Source organism: Sinanaerobacter chloroacetimidivorans (assembly GCF_018128545.1).
In the GTDB taxonomy this organism is placed as follows: Bacteria; Bacillota; Clostridia; order Peptostreptococcales; family Anaerovoracaceae; genus Sinanaerobacter; species Sinanaerobacter chloroacetimidivorans.
The window spans coordinates 1-23,746 of sequence record NZ_JAGSND010000005.1 but is presented as its reverse complement, the minus strand read 5'-3'; the positions used below and the strand labels follow the sequence as shown (position 1 = coordinate 23,746).

Annotated in this window: 16 protein-coding genes and 1 riboswitch; of the genes, 6 read left to right on the top strand and 10 right to left on the bottom strand. The window is 42.7% G+C overall.

From position 1 onward, the window contains the following. Nucleotides 1–63: 63 nt before the first annotated feature. Nucleotides 64–2,829 (bottom strand): preprotein translocase subunit SecA, encoded by a 2,766-nt coding sequence (gene secA / locus KCX82_RS08955; protein WP_227018124.1) that lies wholly within the window; start codon nt 2,827–2,829, stop codon nt 64–66. Between the two features lie 235 nt (nt 2,830–3,064). Between secA and KCX82_RS08950 the strand changes: the two genes are divergently transcribed. Genes KCX82_RS08950 through KCX82_RS08940 form a run of 3 tightly spaced genes read left to right on the top strand, consistent with a single transcriptional unit; the run spans nt 3,065 to nt 5,688 of the window. After that, entirely contained in the window at nt 3,065–3,838 is a 774-nt protein-coding gene (locus KCX82_RS08950; RefSeq protein ID WP_465250643.1) for an ABC transporter ATP-binding protein, read from the top strand. After that, nucleotides 3,831–4,637 carry an ABC transporter permease gene (locus KCX82_RS08945; protein WP_227018123.1) on the top strand — a complete coding sequence of 269 codons (807 nt, stop codon included), beginning with the start codon at nt 3,831–3,833 and terminating at the stop codon, nt 4,635–4,637. Before KCX82_RS08950 ends, KCX82_RS08945 begins: the two co-directional genes overlap by 8 nt. A gap of 52 nt (nt 4,638–4,689) precedes the next feature. Beyond that, nucleotides 4,690–5,688 (top strand): ABC transporter substrate-binding protein, encoded by a 999-nt coding sequence (locus KCX82_RS08940; RefSeq protein WP_227018122.1) that lies wholly within the window; start codon nt 4,690–4,692, stop codon nt 5,686–5,688. A gap of 95 nt (nt 5,689–5,783) precedes the next feature. On the opposite strand, the gene KCX82_RS08935 is transcribed toward KCX82_RS08940, so the two are convergent. Beyond that, nucleotides 5,784–7,100: an aspartate kinase gene (locus KCX82_RS08935; protein WP_227018121.1), complete on the bottom strand. Its 1,317-nt coding sequence runs from the start codon at nt 7,098–7,100 to the stop codon at nt 5,784–5,786. A gap of 143 nt (nt 7,101–7,243) precedes the next feature. Beyond that, on the bottom strand, nt 7,244–8,434 hold the full coding sequence (gene metK / locus KCX82_RS08930; protein WP_227018120.1) for a methionine adenosyltransferase: 1,191 nt from the start codon (nt 8,432–8,434) through the stop codon (nt 7,244–7,246). A 160-nt stretch (nt 8,435–8,594) separates the two neighbouring features. Beyond that, nucleotides 8,595–8,712: riboswitch (SAM riboswitch) on the bottom strand. Nucleotides 8,713–8,817: 105 nt separating this feature from the next. Between metK and KCX82_RS08925 the strand changes: the two genes are divergently transcribed. Then, nucleotides 8,818–10,005, top strand: a complete 1,188-nt coding sequence (locus tag KCX82_RS08925) for a hypothetical protein (protein ID WP_227018119.1) — start codon at nt 8,818–8,820, stop codon at nt 10,003–10,005. A 77-nt stretch (nt 10,006–10,082) separates the two neighbouring features. Here KCX82_RS08925 and KCX82_RS08920 read toward each other — a convergent pair whose 3' ends face one another. Both KCX82_RS08920 and KCX82_RS08915 read right to left on the bottom strand, forming a co-directional pair. Beyond that, nucleotides 10,083–11,171 (bottom strand): serine hydrolase domain-containing protein, encoded by a 1,089-nt coding sequence (locus KCX82_RS08920; RefSeq protein WP_227018118.1) that lies wholly within the window; start codon nt 11,169–11,171, stop codon nt 10,083–10,085. Next, nucleotides 11,164–11,628, bottom strand: a complete 465-nt coding sequence (locus tag KCX82_RS08915) for a pyridoxamine 5'-phosphate oxidase family protein (protein WP_227018117.1) — start codon at nt 11,626–11,628, stop codon at nt 11,164–11,166. Before KCX82_RS08915 ends, KCX82_RS08920 begins: the two co-directional genes overlap by 8 nt. Before the next feature lie 172 nt (nt 11,629–11,800). On the opposite strand from KCX82_RS08915, the gene KCX82_RS08910 reads away from it, so the two are divergent. Next, on the top strand, nt 11,801–12,934 hold the full coding sequence (locus KCX82_RS08910) for an aldo/keto reductase (RefSeq protein ID WP_227018116.1): 1,134 nt from the start codon (nt 11,801–11,803) through the stop codon (nt 12,932–12,934). Nucleotides 12,935–13,053: 119 nt separating this feature from the next. Here the strand turns inward: KCX82_RS08910 and KCX82_RS08905 are convergent, their stop codons facing one another. The 3 genes from KCX82_RS08905 to KCX82_RS08895 all read right to left on the bottom strand — a co-directional run bounded on the left by KCX82_RS08905 (nt 13,054) and on the right by KCX82_RS08895 (nt 19,958). Further along, complete coding sequence (locus tag KCX82_RS08905; RefSeq protein ID WP_227018115.1) at nt 13,054–14,307, bottom strand: type I glyceraldehyde-3-phosphate dehydrogenase; 1,254 nt, start codon at nt 14,305–14,307, stop codon at nt 13,054–13,056. Between the two features lie 78 nt (nt 14,308–14,385). Beyond that, entirely contained in the window at nt 14,386–18,465 is a 4,080-nt protein-coding gene (locus KCX82_RS08900) for a PEP/pyruvate-binding domain-containing protein (RefSeq protein WP_227018114.1), read from the bottom strand. Nucleotides 18,466–18,668: 203 nt separating this feature from the next. After that, nucleotides 18,669–19,958, bottom strand: coding sequence for a saccharopine dehydrogenase family protein (locus KCX82_RS08895; RefSeq protein ID WP_227018113.1), 1,290 nt, complete (start codon nt 19,956–19,958; stop codon nt 18,669–18,671). A 347-nt stretch (nt 19,959–20,305) separates the two neighbouring features. Between KCX82_RS08895 and KCX82_RS08890 the strand changes: the two genes are divergently transcribed. Next, the gene (locus KCX82_RS08890) at nt 20,306–20,773 is read left to right on the top strand and encodes a pyridoxamine 5'-phosphate oxidase family protein (protein WP_227018112.1); all 468 of its coding nucleotides are present in this window, start codon (nt 20,306–20,308) and stop codon (nt 20,771–20,773) included. 174 nt (nt 20,774–20,947) lie between these two features. Here the strand turns inward: KCX82_RS08890 and KCX82_RS08885 are convergent, their stop codons facing one another. Together KCX82_RS08885 and KCX82_RS08880 are read right to left on the bottom strand one after the other, a co-directional pair. Further along, nucleotides 20,948–22,486, bottom strand: coding sequence for an AraC family transcriptional regulator (locus KCX82_RS08885; RefSeq protein ID WP_227018111.1), 1,539 nt, complete (start codon nt 22,484–22,486; stop codon nt 20,948–20,950). A gap of 314 nt (nt 22,487–22,800) precedes the next feature. Next, nucleotides 22,801–23,574, bottom strand: coding sequence for an N-acetylmuramoyl-L-alanine amidase (locus KCX82_RS08880; RefSeq protein WP_227018110.1), 774 nt, complete (start codon nt 23,572–23,574; stop codon nt 22,801–22,803). Nucleotides 23,575–23,746: the final 172 nt, after the last annotated feature.

Here is a 23,746-nt window from a genome sequence, read left to right as displayed (position 1 = left end):
TATGAATTTATGAGCTGCTGCAAAAAAGGTTCGTATTTTTCACTCAGCCCCATGAATATGGTTTTATTCAGGTGAATTCGCGCCGCAGCACTTTTTATATTTCTTTCCGCTGCCGCATGGGCAAGGATCGTTTCTTCCAATGACTTCACCCTTACGTACGGTTTCCTGCTTCTTTTCTCTTTCCGGAACTTTTACCGCGCTGGGAGCTCCTCCGTCATCATAGCCAGCCGCACTTTCCGCACCGTCATCGTTAATGTCGGCTTTTATGCCTTCCCCTTTCCCGATAACCTGCTTTCTCGCCGTGTCGGTCTGTATGGTAACATTGAAACAGAATTTTACGGTATCCTCCTTGATGTTCTTGATCATGAGATCGAACATCTCAAAACCTTCATTTGCATAGGCTCTGGCCGGATCCTGCTGGCCCAGGGCACGAAGTCCGATACCATGACGTAATTGATCCATGGCATCTATGTGATCCATCCATTTATTATCAACAACTCTGATGAGAATCATTCTTTCCAGCTCACGCATTCTTTCTATGCCGATTTCTTCTTCTTTGGCCTGGTAAGCTTCTTCGAAGCGCTCCATCACATCTTCTTTCAAAGTTTCTTTATCAAGATTTTGGATATGCTGCTCCGTATACTGGAAACCTTGGAACGTGCTGCATATTTTTTTCAGGGAATTTTCCAGCGCTGCCAGATCCCACTCCTCCGCATATTTTGATGCTGCGGTACAGAAATCGATATTCTCATCTATCAATTCCTCTACCATAGACATGATGTGATCTCTCAAATCCTCTCCAAAGAGCACTCTTCTGCGTTCATTGTAAATGATTTCCCTTTGCTTGTTCATGACATCATCGTATTGCAGCACATATTTTCGGATGGAGAAGTTTCTGCCCTCCACCTTTTTCTGGGCATTCTCAATGGATTTTGTCAGCATCCCCGCTTCGATGGGTTCATCTTCATTCATTCCCAGCTTGCCTACAAGTCCCTGAATTCTTTCACCACCGAAGAGACGCATCAGCTCGTCTTCCAAGGAAATAAAGAACTGGGTGGAACCTGGGTCCCCCTGACGTCCTGCACGTCCCCGAAGCTGATTATCGATTCTTCGGGATTCATGCCGCTCCGTACCGATAATATGGAGGCCGCCTATTTCCTTAACCTTTTGCTGTTCTTCCGCTCGTTCGGCCTTAAATTGTTCATGCAGTTCATGATATTCATTTCTGGCGGTAATCAATTCCGGATCTTCCAGAGGCACAAAGCTTGAGGCATAAGAAATGACTGCTTCATCGTAACCGCGTCTTCGCATCTCCCTCTTGGCTTCAAACTCGGGATTGCCTCCTAAAATGATGTCGGTACCACGTCCGGCCATATTGGTTGCTATGGTAACGGCACCAAATCGTCCTGCTTCTGCAACGATTTCTGCTTCTTTTTCATGCTGTTTGGCATTCAGTACGTTATGTTTGATCCCTCTCCTTTTTAAAATGGAGCTGATCACTTCAGAACGTTCAATGGAAATTGTACCTACAAGGACTGGCTGCCCTGTTTTATGGCTCTCTTCGATCTGATCTGCAATGGCTGTGAATTTCCCGCGTTCCGTTGCATAGATGGAATCTTCCAGGTCCTTTCTTGCAATGGGTTTGTTGGTTGGGATTTCCACCACATCCATGTTATAGATATCTCTAAATTCCTGTTCTTCCGTTCTTGCAGTACCGGTCATACCTGCAAGCTTCTGATACATTCTGAAATAATTCTGGAGGGTTATGGTTGCAAGCGTTTTGGATTCCTGCCTGATTTTCATGCCTTCTTTGGCTTCAATGGCCTGATGCAATCCGTCGCTGTACCGCCTTCCGAACATGAGCCGGCCGGTAAATTCGTCTACGATGACAATTTCGCCGTCTTTAACAATATAATCCACATCCCGTTTCATAAGATTGTGAGCCTTCAATGCCTGCATTACGTGATGATTAATTTCCATATTTTCCGGATCTGAGAAATTTTCAATCTTAAAGAAGGCTTCGCACTTTGATACCCCCTCTTCAGTCAAAGATACGGTGCGATCCTTTTCATCCATGGTGAAGTCCTCTTCCAGCCGGAAGGAGCTTACAAATTTATCGGCAATATTATAAAGATCTGTAGATTTCTCGCCTGCACCCGAAATGATAAGCGGAGTTCTGGCTTCGTCAATCAGGATACTGTCCACCTCGTCCACAACGGCAAAGTTCAGGATTCTCTGCGTCATATCCTCTTTATAGATCACCATGTTATCTCTTAGATAGTCAAAACCGAATTCGTTATTGGTTCCGTAGGTGATATCCGCCATATAAGCGGCTTTTCTGACCTCATTGGTAATGCCGTGAACGACACAGCCTACGGTGAGTCCCAGGAAGGTATAAAGCTTGCCCATCCATTCCATATCACGCTTTGCCAGATAGTCATTTACCGTAACAACGTGCACGCCTTTTCCTTCCAAAGCATTCAGGTATGCCGCCAGGGTTGCAACCAGTGTTTTTCCTTCACCGGTTTTCATTTCAGCAATTCTGCCCTGATGGAGAACCACGCCGCCGATAAGCTGTACCCTGAAATGCTTCATGCCAAGGCTTCGATAAGATGCCTCCCTGCATACTGCAAATGCTTCAGGCAGGATCTGGTCAAGGGTTTCCCCTCCTGCAATTCTTTCCTTAAATTCGGCTGTCTTTGCTTTCAATTCACTGTCGGTGAGCTTTTGCATCTGCTCATCCAGTGCTTCAACCTGATCCACAATTTTTTCAATCTTCTTCACTTCTTTTACATTCAGATCCCCGAAGATTTTTTCCATTAATCCCATTTGTTTTGTCCCTTCTTTCGTTATAAGGCTTAAAAGCATCAAGCTTTGTTTTCTTCTTTTATAATTTCCCAAGTGATTTTGCACCTAGCAAACATATATTATATCACAGCCGTTTCAAAAAATCAAAAATCGCTTTTCGTCCTTTTTCGCATCGTACGGAAGCAATCTATTTCGCAAGCACCAATTGCACGGCAATATCATAAGATACACTAGGTTTTGAATCCTGGAGAACGAGGTGATTTATTTGGATGTACTGAAAGTACTTAATATCGAGCAAAAATATCAGGCCGATAACGGCGAAACCACAGCCATCAAGGATATCAGCTTTTCAGTGGAGAAAGGCGAATTTATCAGCATCGTCGGTCCCAGCGGCTGCGGGAAATCTACGCTGCTCTCTATCATCTCAGGGCTCCTGAAGCCTACCGGCGGAGAAGTTTATGTCAATGGTATGCTTGTCAACGGAGTCTCCTCTCATATCGGTTATATGCTTCAAAAAGACAATCTGTTGGATTGGAGAACGATCTACAAAAATGTTCTGTTCGGACTGGAAATCAGGAAAATAAAAACTCCGGAAAACGTAGCACGTGCTGAAGAATTGCTGAAAACTTATGGTCTTTACGAGTTTCGTAACAACTATCCTTCCCAGCTCTCGGGCGGTATGCGGCAGCGTACAGCATTGATCAGAACCCTTGCTATCAATCCCGATATTTTATTACTGGATGAAGCATTTTCAGCTCTTGATTATCAGACACGTTTAAATGTTACGGACGATGTCTACAGAATCCTAAAGCAGGAAAAGGTCACTACGGTTATGGTTACCCACGATATTCCGGAAAGTATCAGCATGAGTGACAAAATTATCATACTCACGCAGCGCCCTGCCGAGATCAAGGAGATCGTGGAGATCGATTTTGAGCTTCCCCATCGTACCCCCCTTACCTGCAGGAACAGTCCGAAATTCAGCAAATATTTCGATCATCTTTGGAAAGAGTTGAGTGTCCATGAATAACACAAAGATTTCAATTGAACGAGAAGCTTTTTTAAAAGGCCGTAAGCGAACCAAGCAGCTGGTTCTGATCTGCCAGATTGGTATTTTACTGCTGTTTCTTGCCATATGGGAGCTAACGGCGCAACTGGGGTGGATTGACAGCTTTATCTTAAGCCAGCCCTCGCGTATTGGTTCTACTTTCGTAAATATGGCCCAGTATGATTTGATGACCCACGTTTGGGTCACCGTATACGAAACCCTTGTTGGTTTTGTTCTTGGCGTCCTGACAGGTACTGCCCTGGCAGTGCTTCTCTGGTGGAGCAGTTTTATCTCAAAGGTCAGCGAACCTTATTTGGTTGTACTGAACAGTCTGCCTAAAATTGCTTTGGGACCTGTCATCATTATTATCGTTGGTGCCGGTACGGAAGCAATCATTTTTATGGCCCTGGCCATTTCTCTCATCGTCACTGTTTTAGAAATGTTAAATGGCTTTCGTCATACGGATAAGGAATACATCCGAATGGCTTCGGCCTTCGGAGCTACCAAGCAGCAGATCTTTCTGAAAATAGTATTTCCTTACAATATCGCCACCCTGTTTAACTCTCTCAAGATCAATATCGGACTTTCACTGGTTGGCGTTATCGCAGGGGAGTTCCTGGTATCAAAGGCAGGTCTGGGCTATCTGATCGTCTACGGTGGTCAGGTATTTAAGATGGATCTTGTCATGTCCAGTGTCATCATTTTAGCCATTGTCGCAGCATTGATGTATGAAGGTGTGGTGCTGCTGCAGAAGTTGGCAATGCGTTGGTATAGTCATTAGGTTTCTAGGTTGCCTTACTCAACCTAAATATTTTATATAAGGAGTTGCAAGGATGAAGATTTCCAAGAAGATAATTTGTGTCGGATTATGCATCTTACTTAGTATCCCCCTCTTTTTCGGCTGCGCAAAAGAGGAAGAAAAAGTCAAGGTTACATTATGCGAGGTTACCCATTCCATCTTCTATGCTCCCCAATATGCTGCCATAAATCTTGGCTTCTTTGAGGAGGAAGGCATTGAAATTGAGCTTACAAATGGTCAGGGAGCGGATAAGGTAATGTCCGCGGTTCTCTCAAACAACATTGACATCGGATTTGCCGGTCCTGAAGCGTCCATCTATGTCTATAACGAAGGCAAGGATGATCACACTCAGGTTTTTGCGCTGCTGACACAGCGTGACGGTTCCTTCCTTGTAGGCAGGGAGCCGGATTCCAATTTTACCTGGGATAAACTGAAAGGCAAAAATGTTTTGCCTGGCCGAAAAGGCGGAGTTCCTTACATGACATTGGAATATGTAATCCGCAATCATGGCCTGGATCCCTATCAGGATCTTACCCTTGACAACAGCATCCAGTTTGCTTTGATGGCAGGCGCCTTTACGAGCGGTACAGGGGATTACGTAACACTGTTTGAGCCCACAGCTTCCATGCTGGAGGCGGAAGGCAAGGGATACATTGTAGCTTCCGTAGGAGAAGAAGCCGGTAAAATCGCCTATACCGGATACTTTGCCAAGAAGAGCTTTATAGAAAAAAATCCTGATCTCATCGAAAGGTTCACCCGTGCCATCTACCGCGGTCAGGAGTGGGTTGCAAACCATAACGCAGCGGAGATTGCCGAAGCGGTGGCCCCCTCTTTCCCTGATACCGATGTAAAGCTGCTGACAACGGTAGCCGAACGTTACCAGGAAATCGGAGCATGGAGGGATACTCCCATTGTTGAAGAAGAAGCCTACAACAAACTCCAGGAGGTTATGACCCAGGCAGGAGAGCTGGAAAAAATAGCCCCCTATGATAAAGTGGTGAATAACACCTTTGCGGAAAAGGTAATTCAATAGGACTTATGTAAAACTGACTTTGCTGAACTGCAATTATAAAAAAAGCAGGTATCTGGTATTCCCCAGGTTACCTGCTTCTGTTTTTTGTTGCAAAATTACTCTCCGACGAATGCATGGTAAATCGCCTTGATTGCATTTTCAAAGTCTTTATTTTCAACTCCTACGATAATATTCATCTCACTGGAGCCCTGGTCAATCATACGAATATTGACTCCTGCTTCATATAGCGCTGTAAATAACTTAGCTGATACGCCGGGCCTTTTGGCCATGCCGCTTCCTACCGTTGCAATCAGCGACATGTTCTCAAATACATCCATGGTGTCAGGCTGCAGCTTTCTTTGGAACTCTTCCAAGATTTCATCCAGCTTTCCGTCCAGTTTTTTATTGGAAACGACGACGGAAATAGTATCGATTCCACTGGGCATATGCTCAAGCGGGACCTCGTAATCTTCAAGAATGCCCAGCACTCTCTTGATAAAGCCTCGTTCCGAACTCATCATATTTTTGTAAATGGCGATAACGGTAAAGTCCTTGTTCCCTGCAATCCCTGTGATGATCGTATCCTCTTTCTGGGTCGCTTCCGCAGTAATGATCGTACCCGGATCTTCGGGTTCATTGGTGTTTCTGATGTTAATCGGAATGTCTGCCGCTCTGGCTGGGTAAATAGCATCCTCATGCAATACGGACGCACCCATATAAGAAAGCTCTCTTAATTCTTTATAGGAAATGGTACTGATTGGCTTAGCGTGGCTCACGATTCTTGGATCAGCCATTAAAAATCCGGAAACATCGGTCCAGTTTTCATAGATTTCGGAGTCTACTGCCCGCGCTACCAGAGCGCCGGTAATATCAGAGCCGCCTCGCGAGAAGGTCTTGATGGTACCGTCGGGATAGGAACCATAAAAGCCTGGCAGTACCGCTTTTTCATGTTTTGCAAGCTCTTCTCTCAGAGCATCATCTGTTTTTCCGTTTAAAAATCTTCCCTTTTCATCAAACTGCACAAGGCCTGCGGTATCCACAAAATCATATCCCAAATATGCAGCGGTAATGATGGCATTTAAATATTCCCCTCTGCTTGCTATGTAATCGGCAGAAGCCCCGGCTCTGATGTTTTGGTTGATTTCATCGAAATGCTTCTGCAGGTTGATATTCAAGCCAAGGTTTACTTCGATTGCCGTATATCTGTCGCAGATCACCTGAAATACCTGATCATAGGGAACGTTATGATCCATATGTGCTTTGCAGAGATAAAGCAAATCCGTAATTTTATTGTCTTCATTAAACCGTTTCCCCGGCGCAGATACTACTACATATCTTCTGTCGGAGTCAGACTCTACTATCTTCTTCACTTTCGCCAGCTGAATGGCGTCGGAAACGGAAGATCCGCCAAATTTCGCCACCTTTAGTCCCATTCTATCATTCCTTTCTATTTATGCCCCATTGTTCAGGCAGTATTATCATAATATAAAAGGATAGCATAAATGTGAATGCATTTATGCTATACCAACCCTATACTTTTATCCCGTTTAACCTGGAGGTCAATAATTTTGAACTATTATATCATGTTCTTTGCTTCTTGTCTTAAAATTTCTGCTTTGTCAGTTTTTTCCCATGGCAGGTCGATATCGGTTCTTCCGAAGTGGCCGTAAGCGGCTACCTGTCTGTAGATCGGTCTTCTCAAGTCTAGATTCTTAATGATCTCCGATGGTCTCAAATCAAAGTGCTTATTTACGAGCTCAACGATTTTTTCCTCTGAAATCTTATTAGTGCCAAAGGTTTCTACTAAAACAGATACCGGCTTTGCAATGCCAATGGCGTAGGCAAGCTCGATCTCACACTTGTCGGCCAGTCCTGCGGCAACAATATTTTTTGCGGCATATCTTGCGGCGTAAGCAGCAGAACGGTCAACCTTTGTTGGGTCTTTTCCGGAGAAAGCACCGCCGCCATGTCTTGCGTATCCGCCATAGGTATCAACGATGATTTTTCGTCCTGTAAGTCCTGAGTCACCGTTTGGTCCTCCAACTACAAATCTTCCGGTTGGATTTACATAGTATTTGGTTTCTGCATCCAACAAGTCAGCCGGAATGATCGGTTTGATAACAAACTCTATAATATCCTTTTTGATCTGTTCCTGCGTTACATCAGGATCATGCTGCGTGGAAACCAATACCGTATCCACTCTTACTGCCTTATCATTATCATACTCAACCGTGACCTGGGTTTTTCCGTCAGGTCTCAGATATGCCAGTTTCCCTGATTTTCTTACATCACTCAGCTGTTTTGCAAGTTTGTGAGCCAAAGAAATAGGCATAGGCATCAGTTCCGGTGTTTCATTGCAGGCAAAACCAAACATGATCCCCTGATCGCCCGCTCCAATGGTTTCAGATTCATCCAGCAGAGTACCTTCCTTATATTCCAGAGCTTTATCAACTCCCATGGCAATATCGCCGGACTGTTCATGGATGGCCGTCATTACCGCGCAGGTATTTCCGTCATAGCCGTACTCTCCTTTGGTATAGCCGATATCACAGATAACCTTCCTGATCAGATTCGGAATATCTACATAACAGTTGGTAGTAATTTCCCCAACCACCATTGCCAATCCGGTCGTAACGGTCGTTTCCGCTGCTACTCTTCCCTTTGGATCATGCTCAAATATCGCATCGAGGATTGCATCTGAAATCTGATCGCATATTTTATCAGGATGCCCTTCAGTTACTGATTCCGAAGTAAATAATCTTTTCATTCTCTTTTCCTCCTACATAAAACAATTACAACATAACATTTCCTGAATTGCTGTCCCATTGTTTTCATTTTTCATTACATTTATTATTACATCTTCATACCCTAAATAACCATATTAAAAACCCCTTCTCAAGCAAGAAGAGGTTTATTATTTCATTCTCTCCTCATCTCTCAGAATAAAATTCCGTAGGACTTAGCACCTTTTTTATTCACATGAATATGAATACGTAGGTTGCTGGGCTTCATCGGGCCTATTCCCTCTGCCTCTCTTGATAAGGTTCTATTTAGTTTTCAATGCGAGTATTATTATATTCCTTGATTTTTTAAATGTCAATGGGTATACTTAACATGCAAGGGAATTATGGGATTTTAGGAGGTATTGGATTGACAGAAAGAAAATTTACCGTAATTAAAGGGGGAGCATCCGTTGCAATCAGCAACACAAAACGCAGCTTTATTTCAGCCTTCATTACTGATACCAGGCTGATGGGTGTCGTTGGACTGCATATCCACTGGGAATTATCCAGTTTGGATTTTATTTCGGATTTTCATCAATTCTTTTACTTTGATGCAGAAGAATACGGATTTGAAACATATAAAAGCCTGATCGGAAGCGACAGCCAGGAGTTAATGGTAGTAGAACAAGCGCTTATCGGAGGGCTTGGCGGAAAAAAAGTTGATGTTACGGAGCGGGAAGCCATTTATCTGGTCCAAAAGTATGCTGAGATGAATCAGCGGCTATCACTCCCCATGCCGGAAACAAAAAGTGAATACAGCTTTCTGCTTGAAGAGGAAGTGACTCTTTCAAAAGAAGAATTGGAAGAGCTGAAAGATAAAATATGCACGCCGATCCTGACAGACTATCAACTTATCAATTATTATTTGATGAGAATTTTTGGCAGAGATTTCGAAGCTGGCGCCTATTTGGCAGCCGAAGGTCTTCCGTTAGAAGATCTTTGTGAGGATACGGGAGCTACTTTATGTAAAAACAGTATTGAAGAATACTTGGATGAGGAAGGTTTTTCCTACCTCTGCGAGTCTCTCATCGAATTTGACGGTAAATATAAGCTCGTTGTTTCAGAAATCACCGTAGAAGGTCGGAAGGTCACCAGTACGAAAAAAAGATCTTCTTTTTTTGTCACCTCGGCAGAAGCCGCCATGATGCTGAATCATCCCGAATTTATAACGGTTTACGAGATTTTAACGGATATGGATGATTTTTTCCAGAACTTTGCCTACATCTCCGCCAACAGCATGCAAACCATCCACGAAAACGGCAGACTCTATCTGGAGTTCAATAAAAACAATGACCATGTGAACCGTAAAGTCTTTCGCCTTAACGAGGACATTCACGGCTTGTACTACGCGACGGATTACGGCCAGCTTATTATCGCCGCCTACAGTCTGATCGAAATCCATGAAATCGAGAGAGAGCTGAACAAAAGCAGCGTGGCAAGCAGTATTATCCCGACGGCAAAATACGAATTTAAAGAGCCGATTCTATATGAGTTTATTCAGAGTGATTTTGAGGATTTTACTGATTTTCTTGATTTTTTAAACTCTTTGAATTGATCAGAAATATGAAACCTGTGAGTTTTCTTTATTGGAGAATCCCACAGGTTTTCTTCTTTTTCTTTATTCCAAGTTCTTTACTCCGAGCAAATCAAATCAAAAACTTGTTTGCTGATTTTCTTTACCGGGGCATTGGAAATATTGGAGCAAACGATCAGATAGAGACTGCGTTCCGGACAGATCCAGAAACTCGCACGAAAACCGTCATCGGTTCCTTCATGGCCAAAAAGAGTAAACCCGTTTTGTTCACGGCAGAACCAGCCGAGGCAGATCTGCTCGCCGTTATTCGGAACCAGTGCCTGAGGCGTCCATGCCAAATCATAGGTTTCTTTTTTCAGTACCTTTTTCCCAAGATGGGCCAGTCCCCACTTTTCAAGATCCGTCACATTCGACGTAAGTGTGGAGCTTGGGCCGTGAGCCCGGTTATATGGAAAGTGTTTTGACCTTACAATATTTTTCTGCTCGTCCTTTTCATGAGGAGTGCAAAGATTAGATGGCCAGGCCTGTTCTCCTTCATAAATCCCCCGTTCATAGGTAAGCAGAGTCGAATCATGCATTTCCAGCGGCCGGAAGATATTCTCTCTAACGTATTCCTCAAAAGGCATCCCGGATACCGTTGCAATGACGACACCTAGTATTTCATAGCCTATATTGCTATAGGAAAATTTTCCGTCCGACGGTGACCATAAGAGGGAGCTTTCAAGAACCTCCCGGGAACGTACATATCTTTCCAGCGCTCCTTCGTCGGTTTCCGGCTTGTCCCAATGATAGTCTTGTACATCCGTCAGACCTGCCGTATGGCTGAGAAGGTGACGGATGGTAATCAGGCGATATCGGTCGTCTTTCAGTTGAAACCAGGGTAAATAGTCGGTTAGGGCACCATCTAAATCAATCAGCCCTTTTTCCCGGAGCAGAAGTATGGAAGTGCCGACGAAAAGCTTGGTAACCGAGGCCATATGAAAGATATGCTCGGGCAGTAAAGGTGCCTTCGTTACCAAATCCTTATATCCCAACGCTTTTCTGTAAGTGAATCCTGCGGTTTCGCCGAAGCTGCAGGAAGGGCTGCCAGTAGAACCGGAAATCGTCCCTGCGCTTACCGCCAATCCCGGCAAATCATAATTTATGAGAGCTTTTTCAAGAAAATCATCCAGCTTGTCCTTAATCATTTGCTACCTTTCCTGTCATTTCCAGTATTTCAATATCGATGACGGCTGTCACATTCAGCATCTTTTCCGGAAAGGAGAAAGTTCTTTCATCTTCTTTTCCGACTATGATTCCAAGTCCTCTTTCCTTTTCTTCTGAGGTTTCCAGAAATCTGGCAATGCCCGTTCCGATTACACTTCGAAAGGAGGTTCCCCAATCACAGGGCTTATCGTTTCCCTTAACGATTTCAGGATTGAAAAGCTCCATTTGAAAACAGACTTTATTGTTTTTTCTAATGAGATCGATTTTTCTTCCTTCTTTTGCACCATGCAGGTAGATATGGCCGTCTTCATAGGCATAATTCATCGGAACCACATACGCCTGGTCTCCGTCTACCAACCCCAAATGGCATACGAAAGCTCTTTTTAAGACATCTTCAATGTCTGCCTTGTTGGTTAGTTCTCTGTCTTTTCTCCTCATTTTTCTCTCCTTTCAGTTTGTGGGCTTTGCAATGAACGCTTCCTTGCGGCAATCTTTTGCGTTCATTATATCTTATTTTATTGAAATATGGTAACATATTATAGTAAAATTTAAAAATATTATACCAAACTTTAAAACCAATCAAACTAAAGAAACGAGGCAGGTGTTATATATGAAGTATAGAACCTTTCAGAAAACCGGAGAAAGAATCTCCTTGCTCGGCTTTGGAACCATGAGGTTGCCCATATTGGACGGCAATCCCGGTGAAATCAACGAAAAGGAAGCCATCGCCATGATCCGAAACGCCATAGACAAAGGTATCAATTATATTGATACGGCGTACATGTACCATGACGGAAACAGTGAGGTTGTGGTCGGAAAGGCTTTGAAAGACGGTTACCGGGAAAAGGTGCTGCTGGCAAATAAAATGCCGGCATGGTTCGCCAAATCGGAAGAAGACATCGAGAAAATTTTTGAAGAGCAGTTCAGAAGACTGGATGTAGACTGTATCGATATGTATTTGGTCCATAACATTACCGTTCCTATTTGGAAACGTGTATTAAAATATAATGTTCTGGAATTTTTGGAAAAGAAAAGAGAAGAAGGAAAAATCAAGCACATCGGTTTTTCCTTCCATGATGACTTTACCCTCTTTCAGGAGGTCATTGACTACTATCCCTGGGACTTCTGCCAGATTCAGCTGAATTATATGGATGCGGAATTTCAGGCAGGGGTTAAGGGCCTAAAATATGCAGGTTCCAAGGGGATTCCGGTTATCGTCATGGAGCCCTTAAAAGGCGGGAAACTAACGGATATCCTTCCAAAGACCATACAGGAATTCTGGCAGCAGGCACCCATCAAAAGAACTCCAGCCGAGTGGGCTCTGCGCTGGGTTGCAGATTTCCCTGAAGTGCTTACCATCCTAAGCGGTATGAACAGCATGGAACAGGTAGATGAGAATATCCGGGTGATAGAGGCTGCCGACCCCAGCAGCTTAACGGCGAAAGAGCAGGCCATTATAAAGTCCGTGGCAGATGAGTACAACAAACTGATTCAGTATTCCTGCACTGAATGCAAATACTGCATGCCATGTCCGCTAAAAATTCAGATTCCTGCTGTGATCAGTCTTTACAATGACTGGTACCTGTATGAGGGTAATCATAAAGTCAAGGCAGATTTTGACATGTGGATGTCGCCGGACAGAAGACCATCGGCCTGTATCGCGTGCAAGGCCTGTGAAGGACATTGTCCGCAGCACCTGCCCATATCCGATATTATGGTGAAGGCAAAAGAGATATTTGAGTAGCTTTTTATTCTAGTAAATAAACCCCTTTCGGCAGGTGAAACCGTCGTTTCAGTGTCTGCCGGAAGGGGTTTTGTAATTGCTTGCCTCTTTTCGGGAAAGCGTATTTTGGAGAACGGTTATCAAATCATATTTTTATCCATATATTTGGTAAGTTTTCCGAGACAATTCACATAGCAGCCGAATTCATTGTCGTACCAGCCGAAAATTTTGGCATGGGTGACGGGGAAATTGATATCCTGCGTTGTGTTGATCCCATAATGCTGCAGAAGCTCGGCATCAAGGGCCATGAATCCCGTTCTGGTATGGTTTTCATGTCCTTCTATGATGACAGCCGCCTGGCACCCCATCAGATCGGAAGAAACATTCTGCAGTTCACTGAAAAAGAGGAAATCTTTCTGTGCTCCCTCTGACGCCTTCCGGTAAATATCATTCAGAAAGTCTTTGTTGATGATTGCTACTCCGTTTTCCGAAACGATAGAGCGGAAGGTAATGTTAAGGGAAATTAAAGAAACCGTACTGGTTGGTACCCGGATGGAATCTGCCATAAATCCGATCTCCTTGATCTCCGGAAGAATCTCCTCCAGAGCAATGGCGGCACCGGTTGAAGTAGGAATGATATTATTGAAGACAGATCGATTCCGTCTCAAATCCTTCGTGCCGGATTTTGGAGGGCCATCCAATATGCTCTGATTGTTCGTTGCCGCATGAACCGTAGACATGGAAGCAGTGATGATTTTCGAAGTTTCCTCCGTTTCCAGCAAGGGCTTCATCATATGCGCCAAAGCGGTAGTTGTACAGCTTGCGGCGGAAATGATATGATGCTTGACAGGATCGTAGCTGGAATGATTGACCCCATATACGAGCATAGCACTGTCAGCGGGAATTTTCTGGGAGGAATCTTTCATTTTAAAGGGTGCGCTTAAAATAACCTTTTCCGCTCCGGCTTCCAGGTGTCCTCTCAGGCTGCCTTTCGGATGATCTGCCGGAAGGGTAGGATCCAAAAACACACCGGTACAGTCAATTACCAGTCTAACCCCTTCTCTTGCCCATGAGATATTTCTGGGGTTTCTTTCGCTTGTCAGAACCTTTACAGTACAGCCGTTCATTTGAAATAAATTTTCAGATTTGTCCAGAATCCTTACTTCACATTGCTTCCCCGAATGACCATATAAAAACTGATCAATAGAGCCATAGGTGGAATCTGTTTTCAGGTATTGCAGGATATCTTCCGGGTTCCTGCCCACTTCCCTTCCGGCATTGATTACGATGCCGTCAAAGTGCCTGAGGTTTAAATGATTCCATAAAGTAAGCTTGCCGATTCTTCCTATGCCGTTAATGCCCAGCATCCTTTTGTTCTTTAATTGCGTTTCCATTCAGTCTCTCCTTTTATGTATTTACTTCTATCTTGTGCCTATCGGCATTTTAAACATCTTATGAGATTTCGGTATGACCTAATCCTCCTGTATCGGGTACAGCCCTTCATAGATATATCCCAAATTTCCATCAATGGAAATTTTATCGCCCAGACCATATTGGAATTCGTTGATAATGCAGTTTTTCGCTGTTTCGTTTACGGAAAGGCCTTTACAGCTTACGACGCAAACTTTTCCTAAACTGGCAGCTGTTACGGCAGCATGTGAGGTGGCGCCTCCCTTGGCCGTAATCAGGCCATCGCAATGAAAGATCAATGGGATGTCGTCAGGAACCGTATCCGGCCTTACAAGAATTATTTTTTCTTCCGGATTCTGTTTCTTTATTTTTGTAATATCCTCCATATCAAAAGCCAGCAGTCCTGACAGGGCTTCTCCGCCGATGCCGATACCGCTTCCGATACGTTTCATCCGGTTTCCGGGACATGAAAATCGTTTTGTGGATTTTTGTTTTTTCATATTCTGATTTCTCGTTTGCAAAATATATAAGCTGTCCGGATGATCGGATTCAAAGGTAAACTCTATTTCCTGATGTACATAGCCATGCTGCTCGATCAATTTCTTTGCCGTATTCAGCAGGGATTCATAAATAGCGGGGAAGGCCGACTCCAATGAAATTTTACAGTCACTATGACTCTGTTTCCTCTGTTTTTCAGTAATTGGCAAAATATTCACCAACCCGGAAACCACATCCTCGCCCTGACTGCACAAGGCAAAATCGCCATACAAATTAATTCCGGGCTTTTCATTAAAGGGGCTGTTTGTAAATAACACTCCCGTTCCGGATTTGGGAGACAGATTGCCCAGTATCATCTTTTGTACGATTACTGCAGTTCCCCATTCATCGGCAATTTGCATATGATTTCTGTAGTAAACAGCACTTTTTGTAGACCATGAGTCCATCACGCTTAAAATGGCCTGTTTCAACTGCAAAAAAGGATCTTTTTCTATCTGAATGCCGTGTCCCTTCAGGATTTCTTCATAGGCATAACAAGTTTCTTTCATTTGCTCAGGCGTAAATTCAATTTTTAATTTCAAACCATACTTCATCTTTTTTTCCTGCATGACCTGGTCAAACGCATCCCTCTCGATGCCGTAAACCATCCCCCAGCTCTGAAAAAATCGACGATAGCAGTCCCAGGCCGTCCATCCGAAGCCTGGTCTTCTCCCGAAAGCTTCTGCAATTTCATCATTCATTCCAACGTTAAGAAAGGTCTTCATCGCACCGGGCAAAGAAAAAGAAGATCCCGATCGTACAGAAAACAGCAGCGGATTCTCCGGGCTGCCGTATTTTTGGGCGGTCATATATTCTACTTCCTTTATGGCGTTTAGAATATACTGATCCAATTCCTGTCTCATCCGGGGATGAATGGTTACCGTATCCTTGTGGCGGAAGACTTCCGTAGTAAGTACAAATCCTGGCGGCACCCGATATCCGTAGGAAATCAGCTTCTTCAGAAAATATGCCTTTGCACCCAGAAACACCGGATTATCCATTTCCAGAGTGACTCTGTTCAAAGGGCTTATTACCAGATCAGGGTCGTAAGTCATAACGTTCTTGATAAATTCATCAGAGTAAGTTTCAATCATGCTTCTCAATGTGCCGATACTATTTGTGATAAAATTATCAAGATCCTGAACCAGGAATGCCGAAGATAGATTTTCCCGAAGGAATTTCTCCGTTTCGATTTGAGAATGCTGTTTGCTCTCTGCGTCAGACAAACCTCTGGCTTCCGGAAATGCCTGAGGAATAATCGCTTTCAGCGGGCCTGCATACACATCAATAAAGTACTCATCAATGATATGCTTCATATCCTGAGCCATGAACTGAAAGATATTGATATACTGATCCAGTGAAAAGCTGGGTGACGAAAGGCTGTATTTCAGCATGTCAAGATTGGAATTAAATCCCTGGTTGGAGATCCCGTCCAGTTCCAGCCCTTCCCGAAACAACGCCAGCATATCGTAAATACGCCGAAAGGTCTTTGCAGTGATATACTCAAGATTAACAGTCTGGAGCAGAGCCACCATCAGTTTTGATGCCGTCTTTTCGAGGCGGAACATCAGGCCCAATGCTTCGAATTTGGTCTCGATGTATCTGCCGTACATCGAGGGGATTCCCACTGCGATGTGGCGCTTATAATAAATATCTTCCTGTGCGATACTTTCTTTCGGATCAAGAATCAACTCTTTCAGCCTCTTCATCAGAAGATAAATGCGGCGCAAACATAATTCCGTATTATTTTCTTTCAGCACCGTATCCAGTTCTTCAAGCTCTTTTTTGGAGAAAAAAGGATAATTTTTCAGCATTGATACAATATCCTCTGAATCCAGAGAATATTTTTCCAATAATAACGTGTAGATCTGAAAAAGCAAAAGTACCCGTTTTTTGTCCCTGTTGTTTTCCTTCGTTTGTTTACATAGCTCCTTTAATCGATCCATATCTCCAAAGAGCCGGTCAAGAGTTGTTTTCTCTTCTCTACATAGGTCTGTCAGGGCCTTATGAGCTTTTATATACCAATCGCTTTTTAGATCCAGCCATTGGAACACATCCGTCGGCACCATATCCTTCAGATGATCTATTTTGCCGTCATACCAGTACAACAGGATGCGCCTGGTCAACTCTATATGGGTGTTATTACTCTCTGTGTGAATTTGCTTTCTGAGAAAATGAATCAGCCTATCTTGCCTTCTTGACAGTTCATCTACCGTTGTAGTAACCTCTCGAAGTTTGCCCTCCGCTCCGATCTCACGGAAATACACCGGAAAGATCCTGGCCAGTTGTTTCATCTCCCGGTAAACCGATCCGATATTGGAGTTCAGCAGTTTTGTAACTTCTCTTTGGAAGAGATCCGTATCAGAAATAAAGATTCCGCCTAATTTTAAATTCACAATCAACGCGTCCAGCAGTTCTCTCATTTCATAAGGAGCACACTCTATCAATTCAAGCCAGACCTTGATATTTTTTACATGATTGGCGTTAATCTGTATCTGCCAGTCAGCGTTTACAGACATTTGGCCGGGATAATTGAATCCCATATTGATCAGACATTTTACAAAATAGGAAATGATACTTTCATTTTCCGTGTTGATGACTTCTTTTCCAAGGGTAAGGATACAGTCCAGCACCGTTCCGGAATGCTCCGCCTTCAGTTCTTCAAAGAGAATCATGATCGTGTCCAGAAAAAGAGTAATATCATTTTCGTCCAATTCCCTGAGTACGCTTCGTAAGTAACGATTCATATCGTAAAGCAGATGGTCTTTTAAATAGTTCATACCCGGAAGCTGCAGCAGGTATTGCAAATAATAAATTTTTTCAAGGGAGGTGTTAAATTTATCTGTAAATCCGCGAAAATAGTTAGAAATGTCATTAAAGAACATAAGACTGCAAAGTTCATCCCAATCAGCCGCCTGTCTCAGGTCCTGCCTGAGTTTTGCAAAAAAGGGTTTTCCGATTTCCTGAAAGGCCTCCTGATCCACAGAGCAAAACAAGAGATTTTTCTTCTTAAGCCATGCTTCCAGATCACAACTTTCTTCCCAGAAATCAATGCACCTGTCTACAAGTCCGACGGTTATTTCAGTCAGAGCAGCACGAAACTCGGAAAACTGCGCAATTTTGTTTAAATATGTCTTAAAGTATCCCAGATTAAAAACATAGAGAAGCTCATGCTTCTGCAGATCTTCCCTTATCATAGTAAGGCCCTGCCAAATCACGGATGTAGGAAAATCGTCCAAATTTGCCAAACGCTCCATAAATTTAATCAGCGTTTTGATCAGCAGCTCCCTTTGATCATCATTCAGGTCCGAATCCATGAGTTTTTTGAATATCTGTAGCAAAACCTTAAGGGCCTTTTCCGATTCCGGCAGAGAATTATAGAACCACAGATCTGTTAAACTGATGGTATGCAATGCTTCTATAACATACTGATAGTTCACATACTTGTGGTTCAATTCTATGATAAATTCTTCAACACGTTTATGTATTCCCCATTTTGATTTGGACAGGTCGGCGAACCATAGCTGTTCCTCCGGTATGTCCATCTCCATATCCCGGGTCTGTGCTAAATTTACTTCTAATGCTTGTGATTTGAAATTCTCCATAATGAAAGCTCCATTGCCATAATATTCTATTTGTATTATAGCATATGCAGTTCAAAAGAAATGTTCCTATCTTATTTTTTCTGTAATTTTTTATAATTCTTTTGCCCATACAAAAAGTGCCTTGTCAGTGAGTGCAAAACCGATATCTTAAGGTTTTGAAAAATACTTTGGAGGATCCTCACCCGACAGGCACTTTTCTCTTATTATTTTGAAGTATTCTCTTTTAACGCGTCCAGAAGTCTCTTTTCATTTAATGCATCGGCATATGCGGAATCCATTTCTCTGATTCCTGCTGGGAACTCATACTTCGCAAGTCTTTCTACAAAGGGATCCGGATCGAAGGATTCCGGTCCGTGTACGCCCTTCAGATCCCAAATTCCTTTTGCTACTAATTCCAGCATGATAACAGGGCCAACCGCCGTCTGTGCCACTACGGAATTGGTAGTATACTTCTTCAGGCATTCCTGATTATCAGCTACCTGATATAAATAAACCGATCTTCTCTTTCCGTCCTTTGTCCCCGTTACCCAAGTTCCTGCACAGCCTCTTCCGATCATCTTCGGAGCTAATTCAATAGGACTTGGAACTACCTTTACAAGGTAGTCTCTTGGAGAGATCTCGGTATCTCCCACCTTAATCATCCGGGTTGCGCTGTCCATTCCGCAGGCTTCCAGATCCTTAAGAAGCGCTCTCATCTCCCTAGGAACGCCGTACTTAAAAGTAACTCTGTTGCAATCTATTACTCTTGGTACAAGCAAAACCTCTTCATGTTCCACATTGATTACTTCAACATCACCGATTCCGCCAGGGAAATTGAAGATTTCAGGCTCAGAGAAGGATTCGGTTGTAAACCAGCCCTTCTCCTTTTCCCAAATAACCGGGGGATTCAGGCACTCTTCAATCGTAGTCCAAACAGAGAAGCCAAAGGCAACCCCATCATACCCCGGAATCTGATAATTATCTCCGTCTCTCACATTTACCTCGTCTATGGTGTCAAAGAGATGCTTTGCGGCATACTTTGCAAATACGTCGGCCATGCCCGGTTCTACACCGGATCCAACGATAGCCATGTTACCGGCTTTTACCCATTCTTCATGTTTCTCAAACTGGTAATCCCCAAGCTTTATATAAGTAAGCTCGTAAGGCTTCTCTGGATGTCTTTTTGACAATGTCATTGCACAGTCAAGGTACCCTACACCGGTTTCCAGACAGGTATCAAATATATTTTCATTAAAGTCAGGTTCCACGGCGTTCATCACATATGTAATTCCATGCTTTTCGATAACATCCTTGATGCTGGACTTATCTTTCGCATTGATTTTTTCCGGAATGAAACGAGGATCATCACACAATTTTGCAACTTCTTCCGCTCTTGCAAGATTATAATCGGAAATGACTACTTTTTTAGCCCATTCCCCTTCTATACCGGCTCTGTTGATAATCATGGCTGCAGATGTACCAACTCCACCCGCTCCAATAATTAAAAGATTCATACTGTTACCTCCATATGTTATTGATTATGACATATCGTTAATCTGCGATTTGGTACAGCTAAATCTTATCAAACGAATTCAGAATATTCAATTATGTGTTTGCTCAAAAAATGTACTCATTTGCTCTTTCTCGCTTGTTTTACAGCAAATGAAACTGCTGTTCCGAATCAAGTACAATTCTGGTTTGCCACTTCTTCGGGGGCGGTATGGCTTGACTATTACGATGACAAATTTGTTGTTTTGTCAGAGTACTTATCGAAACAAGTCTTAATTCACATGTGACAAAAGTTTCATGGCAAGGTATAATTTAACAAAGGCTAAACGGTATTATAAAAAGGAGAAGAAAAATGTTCAGAGAAATGAAAAGAAAGCGGAATGCCCTTTCAAAAGAAGAAACCATTGAAATTTTAAAGAACAATACAAGTGGAGTTTTGGCAGTTAATGGTGATGACGGATACCCATACGCAGTTCCCTTAAGCTATGTCTACAGCGATAATAAAATTATATTTCACTGCGCAGCCAGAGGTTATAAACTTGATGCTATAGAAAGAAGTGAAAAGGTATCTTTTTGTGTAATCGATCAGGATCATATCATTCCCGAGGATTTCAATTCTTTATTTAGAAGTGCTATAGCCTTTGGAAAAGCAAGAGTTCTGACTGAGGATCAGGATAAAAAGGCCGGATTGGAATTGATCTTGCATAAATATTCACCTGATTTTATAGAATCCGGTAAACAGTACATAAAGGATCAATGGAACAATTGTGTTGTTGTTGAAATAACAATTGAGCATCTGACAGGAAAAGCAGGAGATTGAAAAGATAATCAAAGAATCGGATACCGGGCAGCCGACTGTAAAAAATCATGCAAGATTTGAATTGCACCCCAAATGCCAGATGCAGTTGGGGTGCACTTTTTATGTACACTATAGAATATCCTCTTGTCTGATTCCGGCATGTATTTAAAACACATTGATCACCATACGAATTTATCAGCCTTTTTTGTCGATTAGGATCAATTCTGCACTGAAGCCCTTTAAATTAGATTGTATGCTTAGGGTGTCCACCGTAGTTACCGTCGTAAAATCGACTGTTGGGGTAGTGGCCCATCTGCTGGTCAACCGCTCCCGTTTTGCTAACGCGTTGGAAATCCCAAGCTTCACCTTGTAACTCATCAGAATATTTTCTTTCGAAAATTTATATCTGCTGATTTGATATTGTCCGTTCATTCCGGAAATTTTAATGAGAATTTCCGAGCCGTCCTGAAATTCAACCAGTCTATTTTGGGTTTCCTCTAACGAAAGTCCCTTCCTTGCCAATTCCATTATTTTATCATTATTATTATAAAGAAGAATGCTGAAAGCATCTTTGTCCGAATGGCCGCGATGAAGCCTCGTAATGATATAATTTTCTCCTGCTGCTATCACATGTTCATTGAGTGCCGTCAGCATGTTAAAAGCGAAGGCCCCCGGAGCCATGCTGCTGAATGAGAATAAATCTCTGATCCCACATTCCACATCTTTCATATGCTTTAAGGGTTCATCCAAGTCCAGATTTACGATGGTCAATGCAGGTCCTTGCTCCCTCTCATAGGATGTGTAGATTTCTTTGGACTGATGTTTGATTGCAGCTAAAATATCATCGGGCTTGGATAGCGTATACTGAGCTGAGATTTCTCTGCTGCTGACTCTTCCCGTATATTTTTCCCTGTATTCGGCCGGATGCATTCCGAACCATTTTGTAAAGTACTTTATGTAATACCGAATAGCGGAAAACCCTGATTCTTCAGAGATTACGCCAATTTTCTTATTGGTTCCCAGAAGCAGTTTTTCCGATTCCTCCACCCGAATGAAGCTTAGCAGCTCCTGAAAGCTCAGCCCTGTTGCCTCCTTTATTACATGAGAAAGATAATAAATACTCAGATGTTCCCTATCTGCAATCTCATTCAAGGTCAATCTTCTGGTATAGTTTTCATACATATAGTCCGTGATTCTGTTTAATCGCCCGGCCAGTACTTTGTTGCCCATATTTTTGGCTTCATTGACAAATCTCCCGTCTTCCATGGCAAAATACTGGAAGTTAGCCAAAAGATTTGCAAGAAGATTGTGTGCACCTTCAATAATCTTATATTCGTAGCCATATCCTTTTTTCAGAACTTCCAACATGATGCGTGCCAGAATCCCCCGCAGTGCCTCCAGGCTTTCATCATCATCATCCTCCATATCCGTTACAAAGAAGCTGTTTTTCAAGTTTCCGTAATACTTGGAGAAATAAGAAAGATCAAGCTGCAGCATCATGACCATATTGGGCTCATCGGTATGATAAAAGCTGTGTATTTCACGATCATTTAAAATAAAGATGTCACCTTGTTTTAACGTATAGGTGTAGTATCCGTTTTTCAGCTTTACGGTTCCTTTCAGCACATAAACAACCTCAATGTCATCATGGAAATGGATAGGATACTCTTGGATGTCTGCTGTGATCACATTTACAGGCAAACCTTCTTTATAAAAATTCTTTTCCTTCAGCATATGTTTTGCCTTTCCCGGTACCAGGGCTGCTTAGCCCAGTATTTTTTCCTGTTCTTCGTGTCATATACATTGTATTATGTTAACCCATGTTTGTCCATTACGAACTTTTTTCAACAAGCTATAATAGGCATAATCGTAAGCTTTTATTGATTTTTCCACAAAGGCAGGCCAAATTGTATACAATTTTATCCAAGGGCCCTTGTGGATAAAGTTCAAAGAAGAAAACACTTCATTTCCAACGATTGGTTATGATATTCTCTTTTTTGTTTATCCACTTATCCACAGGGCGCTGACTTTATGTTGAAACCAGATTCTTATCCACGGCTGTCGATGGTGAGAATAGGATTGTGAGCTTCCTTTCCGCTATACTTCATAATACCGTCGTAGATGGATTGCGCTAATTTTCTTTGATAATCTTTATTTTCCAGAAGCTTGGATTCTTCCGGATTCGAGAGAAATCCACATTCTACAATGACAATAGGAGCTGCCGGGTTCTTAAATAATAATACATCCCGCTTTCCTAATGCCGTTCTTTCCGTTCCGTCATTGATGCCGATAATTAATTGCTCTTGAATTGCTTCCGCAAGTTTTTTACTTTCCTCTACGATTACGTCATCTCCACCGGTGGGATAAAAGGTCTGTGCACCTCTTACGGAACGATCCTGCTTAAAGCTGTTCAAGTGGATGCTTACAGCAGCAAGAGGCTGGGCCTCCTCAATCATTTTTTTCCTTGCTAAAAGATCTTCCGTTTTCTTGCTGCGTATGGTCCTTTTTTCATCCTCATTGTAGAGCCCTTTATCCTCCTCTCTGGTCATTACAACGTTCCACCCGTCGCGTTCTGCCAATTCTTTTATGTGCAGTGCAATAGCCAGATTAATATTCTTTTCCGTTACTCCCGCAGCGCTTTCCGCTCCGCCATCCATACCGCCATGGCCCGGATCGATCAACAATACATCGGCACTTGTCAACTTCTGTACTCTTGCCAGGATATTGTCATATGTAGGGAATATGGTAATGGCCATGGCCACAAACAGAATGACCACGGCTATCTGCCATTTGATTTTTTTCTTGTTTATTTTTATTTTCATGGCCGTCCCCCCCTCTTAATGTATATGAAGGGAGGCTTGTTGCTATTATTATCATTTATTATATAATGTGTGACAAAAAAGTGCTATAATTTTATTATTTATTAGTTAGTTAGATTTAATTTCTACTTAGCTGAAGCATCATAAGTTTCCAGATCAAACCAAATGAGTTCTG

Bases quoted from the DNA above. Each gene is read 5' to 3' on its own strand.
- KCX82_RS08890 (WP_227018112.1), top strand. From the start codon at position 20,306: ATGTTCAGAGAAATGAAAAGAAAGCGGAATGCCCTTTCAAAAGAAGAA.
- KCX82_RS08945 (WP_227018123.1), top strand. From the start codon at position 3,831: ATGAATAACACAAAGATTTCAATTGAACGAGAAGCTTTTTTAAAAGGC.
- KCX82_RS08935 (WP_227018121.1), bottom strand. From the start codon at position 7,100: ATGGGACTAAAGGTGGCGAAATTTGGCGGATCTTCCGTTTCCGACGCC.
- KCX82_RS08880 (WP_227018110.1), bottom strand. From the start codon at position 23,574: ATGAAAATAAAAATAAACAAGAAAAAAATCAAATGGCAGATAGCCGTG.
- KCX82_RS08900 (WP_227018114.1), bottom strand. From the start codon at position 18,465: ATGGAGAATTTCAAATCACAAGCATTAGAAGTAAATTTAGCACAGACC.
- KCX82_RS08940 (WP_227018122.1), top strand. From the start codon at position 4,690: ATGAAGATTTCCAAGAAGATAATTTGTGTCGGATTATGCATCTTACTT.
- KCX82_RS08905 (WP_227018115.1), bottom strand. From the start codon at position 14,307: ATGGAAACGCAATTAAAGAACAAAAGGATGCTGGGCATTAACGGCATA.
- secA (WP_227018124.1), bottom strand. From the start codon at position 2,829: ATGGGATTAATGGAAAAAATCTTCGGGGATCTGAATGTAAAAGAAGTG.
- metK (WP_227018120.1), bottom strand. From the start codon at position 8,434: ATGAAAAGATTATTTACTTCGGAATCAGTAACTGAAGGGCATCCTGAT.
- KCX82_RS08920 (WP_227018118.1), bottom strand. From the start codon at position 11,171: ATGATTAAGGACAAGCTGGATGATTTTCTTGAAAAAGCTCTCATAAAT.
- KCX82_RS08885 (WP_227018111.1), bottom strand. From the start codon at position 22,486: ATGCTGAAGGAAAAGAATTTTTATAAAGAAGGTTTGCCTGTAAATGTG.
- KCX82_RS08910 (WP_227018116.1), top strand. From the start codon at position 11,801: ATGAAGTATAGAACCTTTCAGAAAACCGGAGAAAGAATCTCCTTGCTC.
- KCX82_RS08895 (WP_227018113.1), bottom strand. From the start codon at position 19,958: ATGAATCTTTTAATTATTGGAGCGGGTGGAGTTGGTACATCTGCAGCC.
- KCX82_RS08915 (WP_227018117.1), bottom strand. From the start codon at position 11,628: ATGAGGAGAAAAGACAGAGAACTAACCAACAAGGCAGACATTGAAGAT.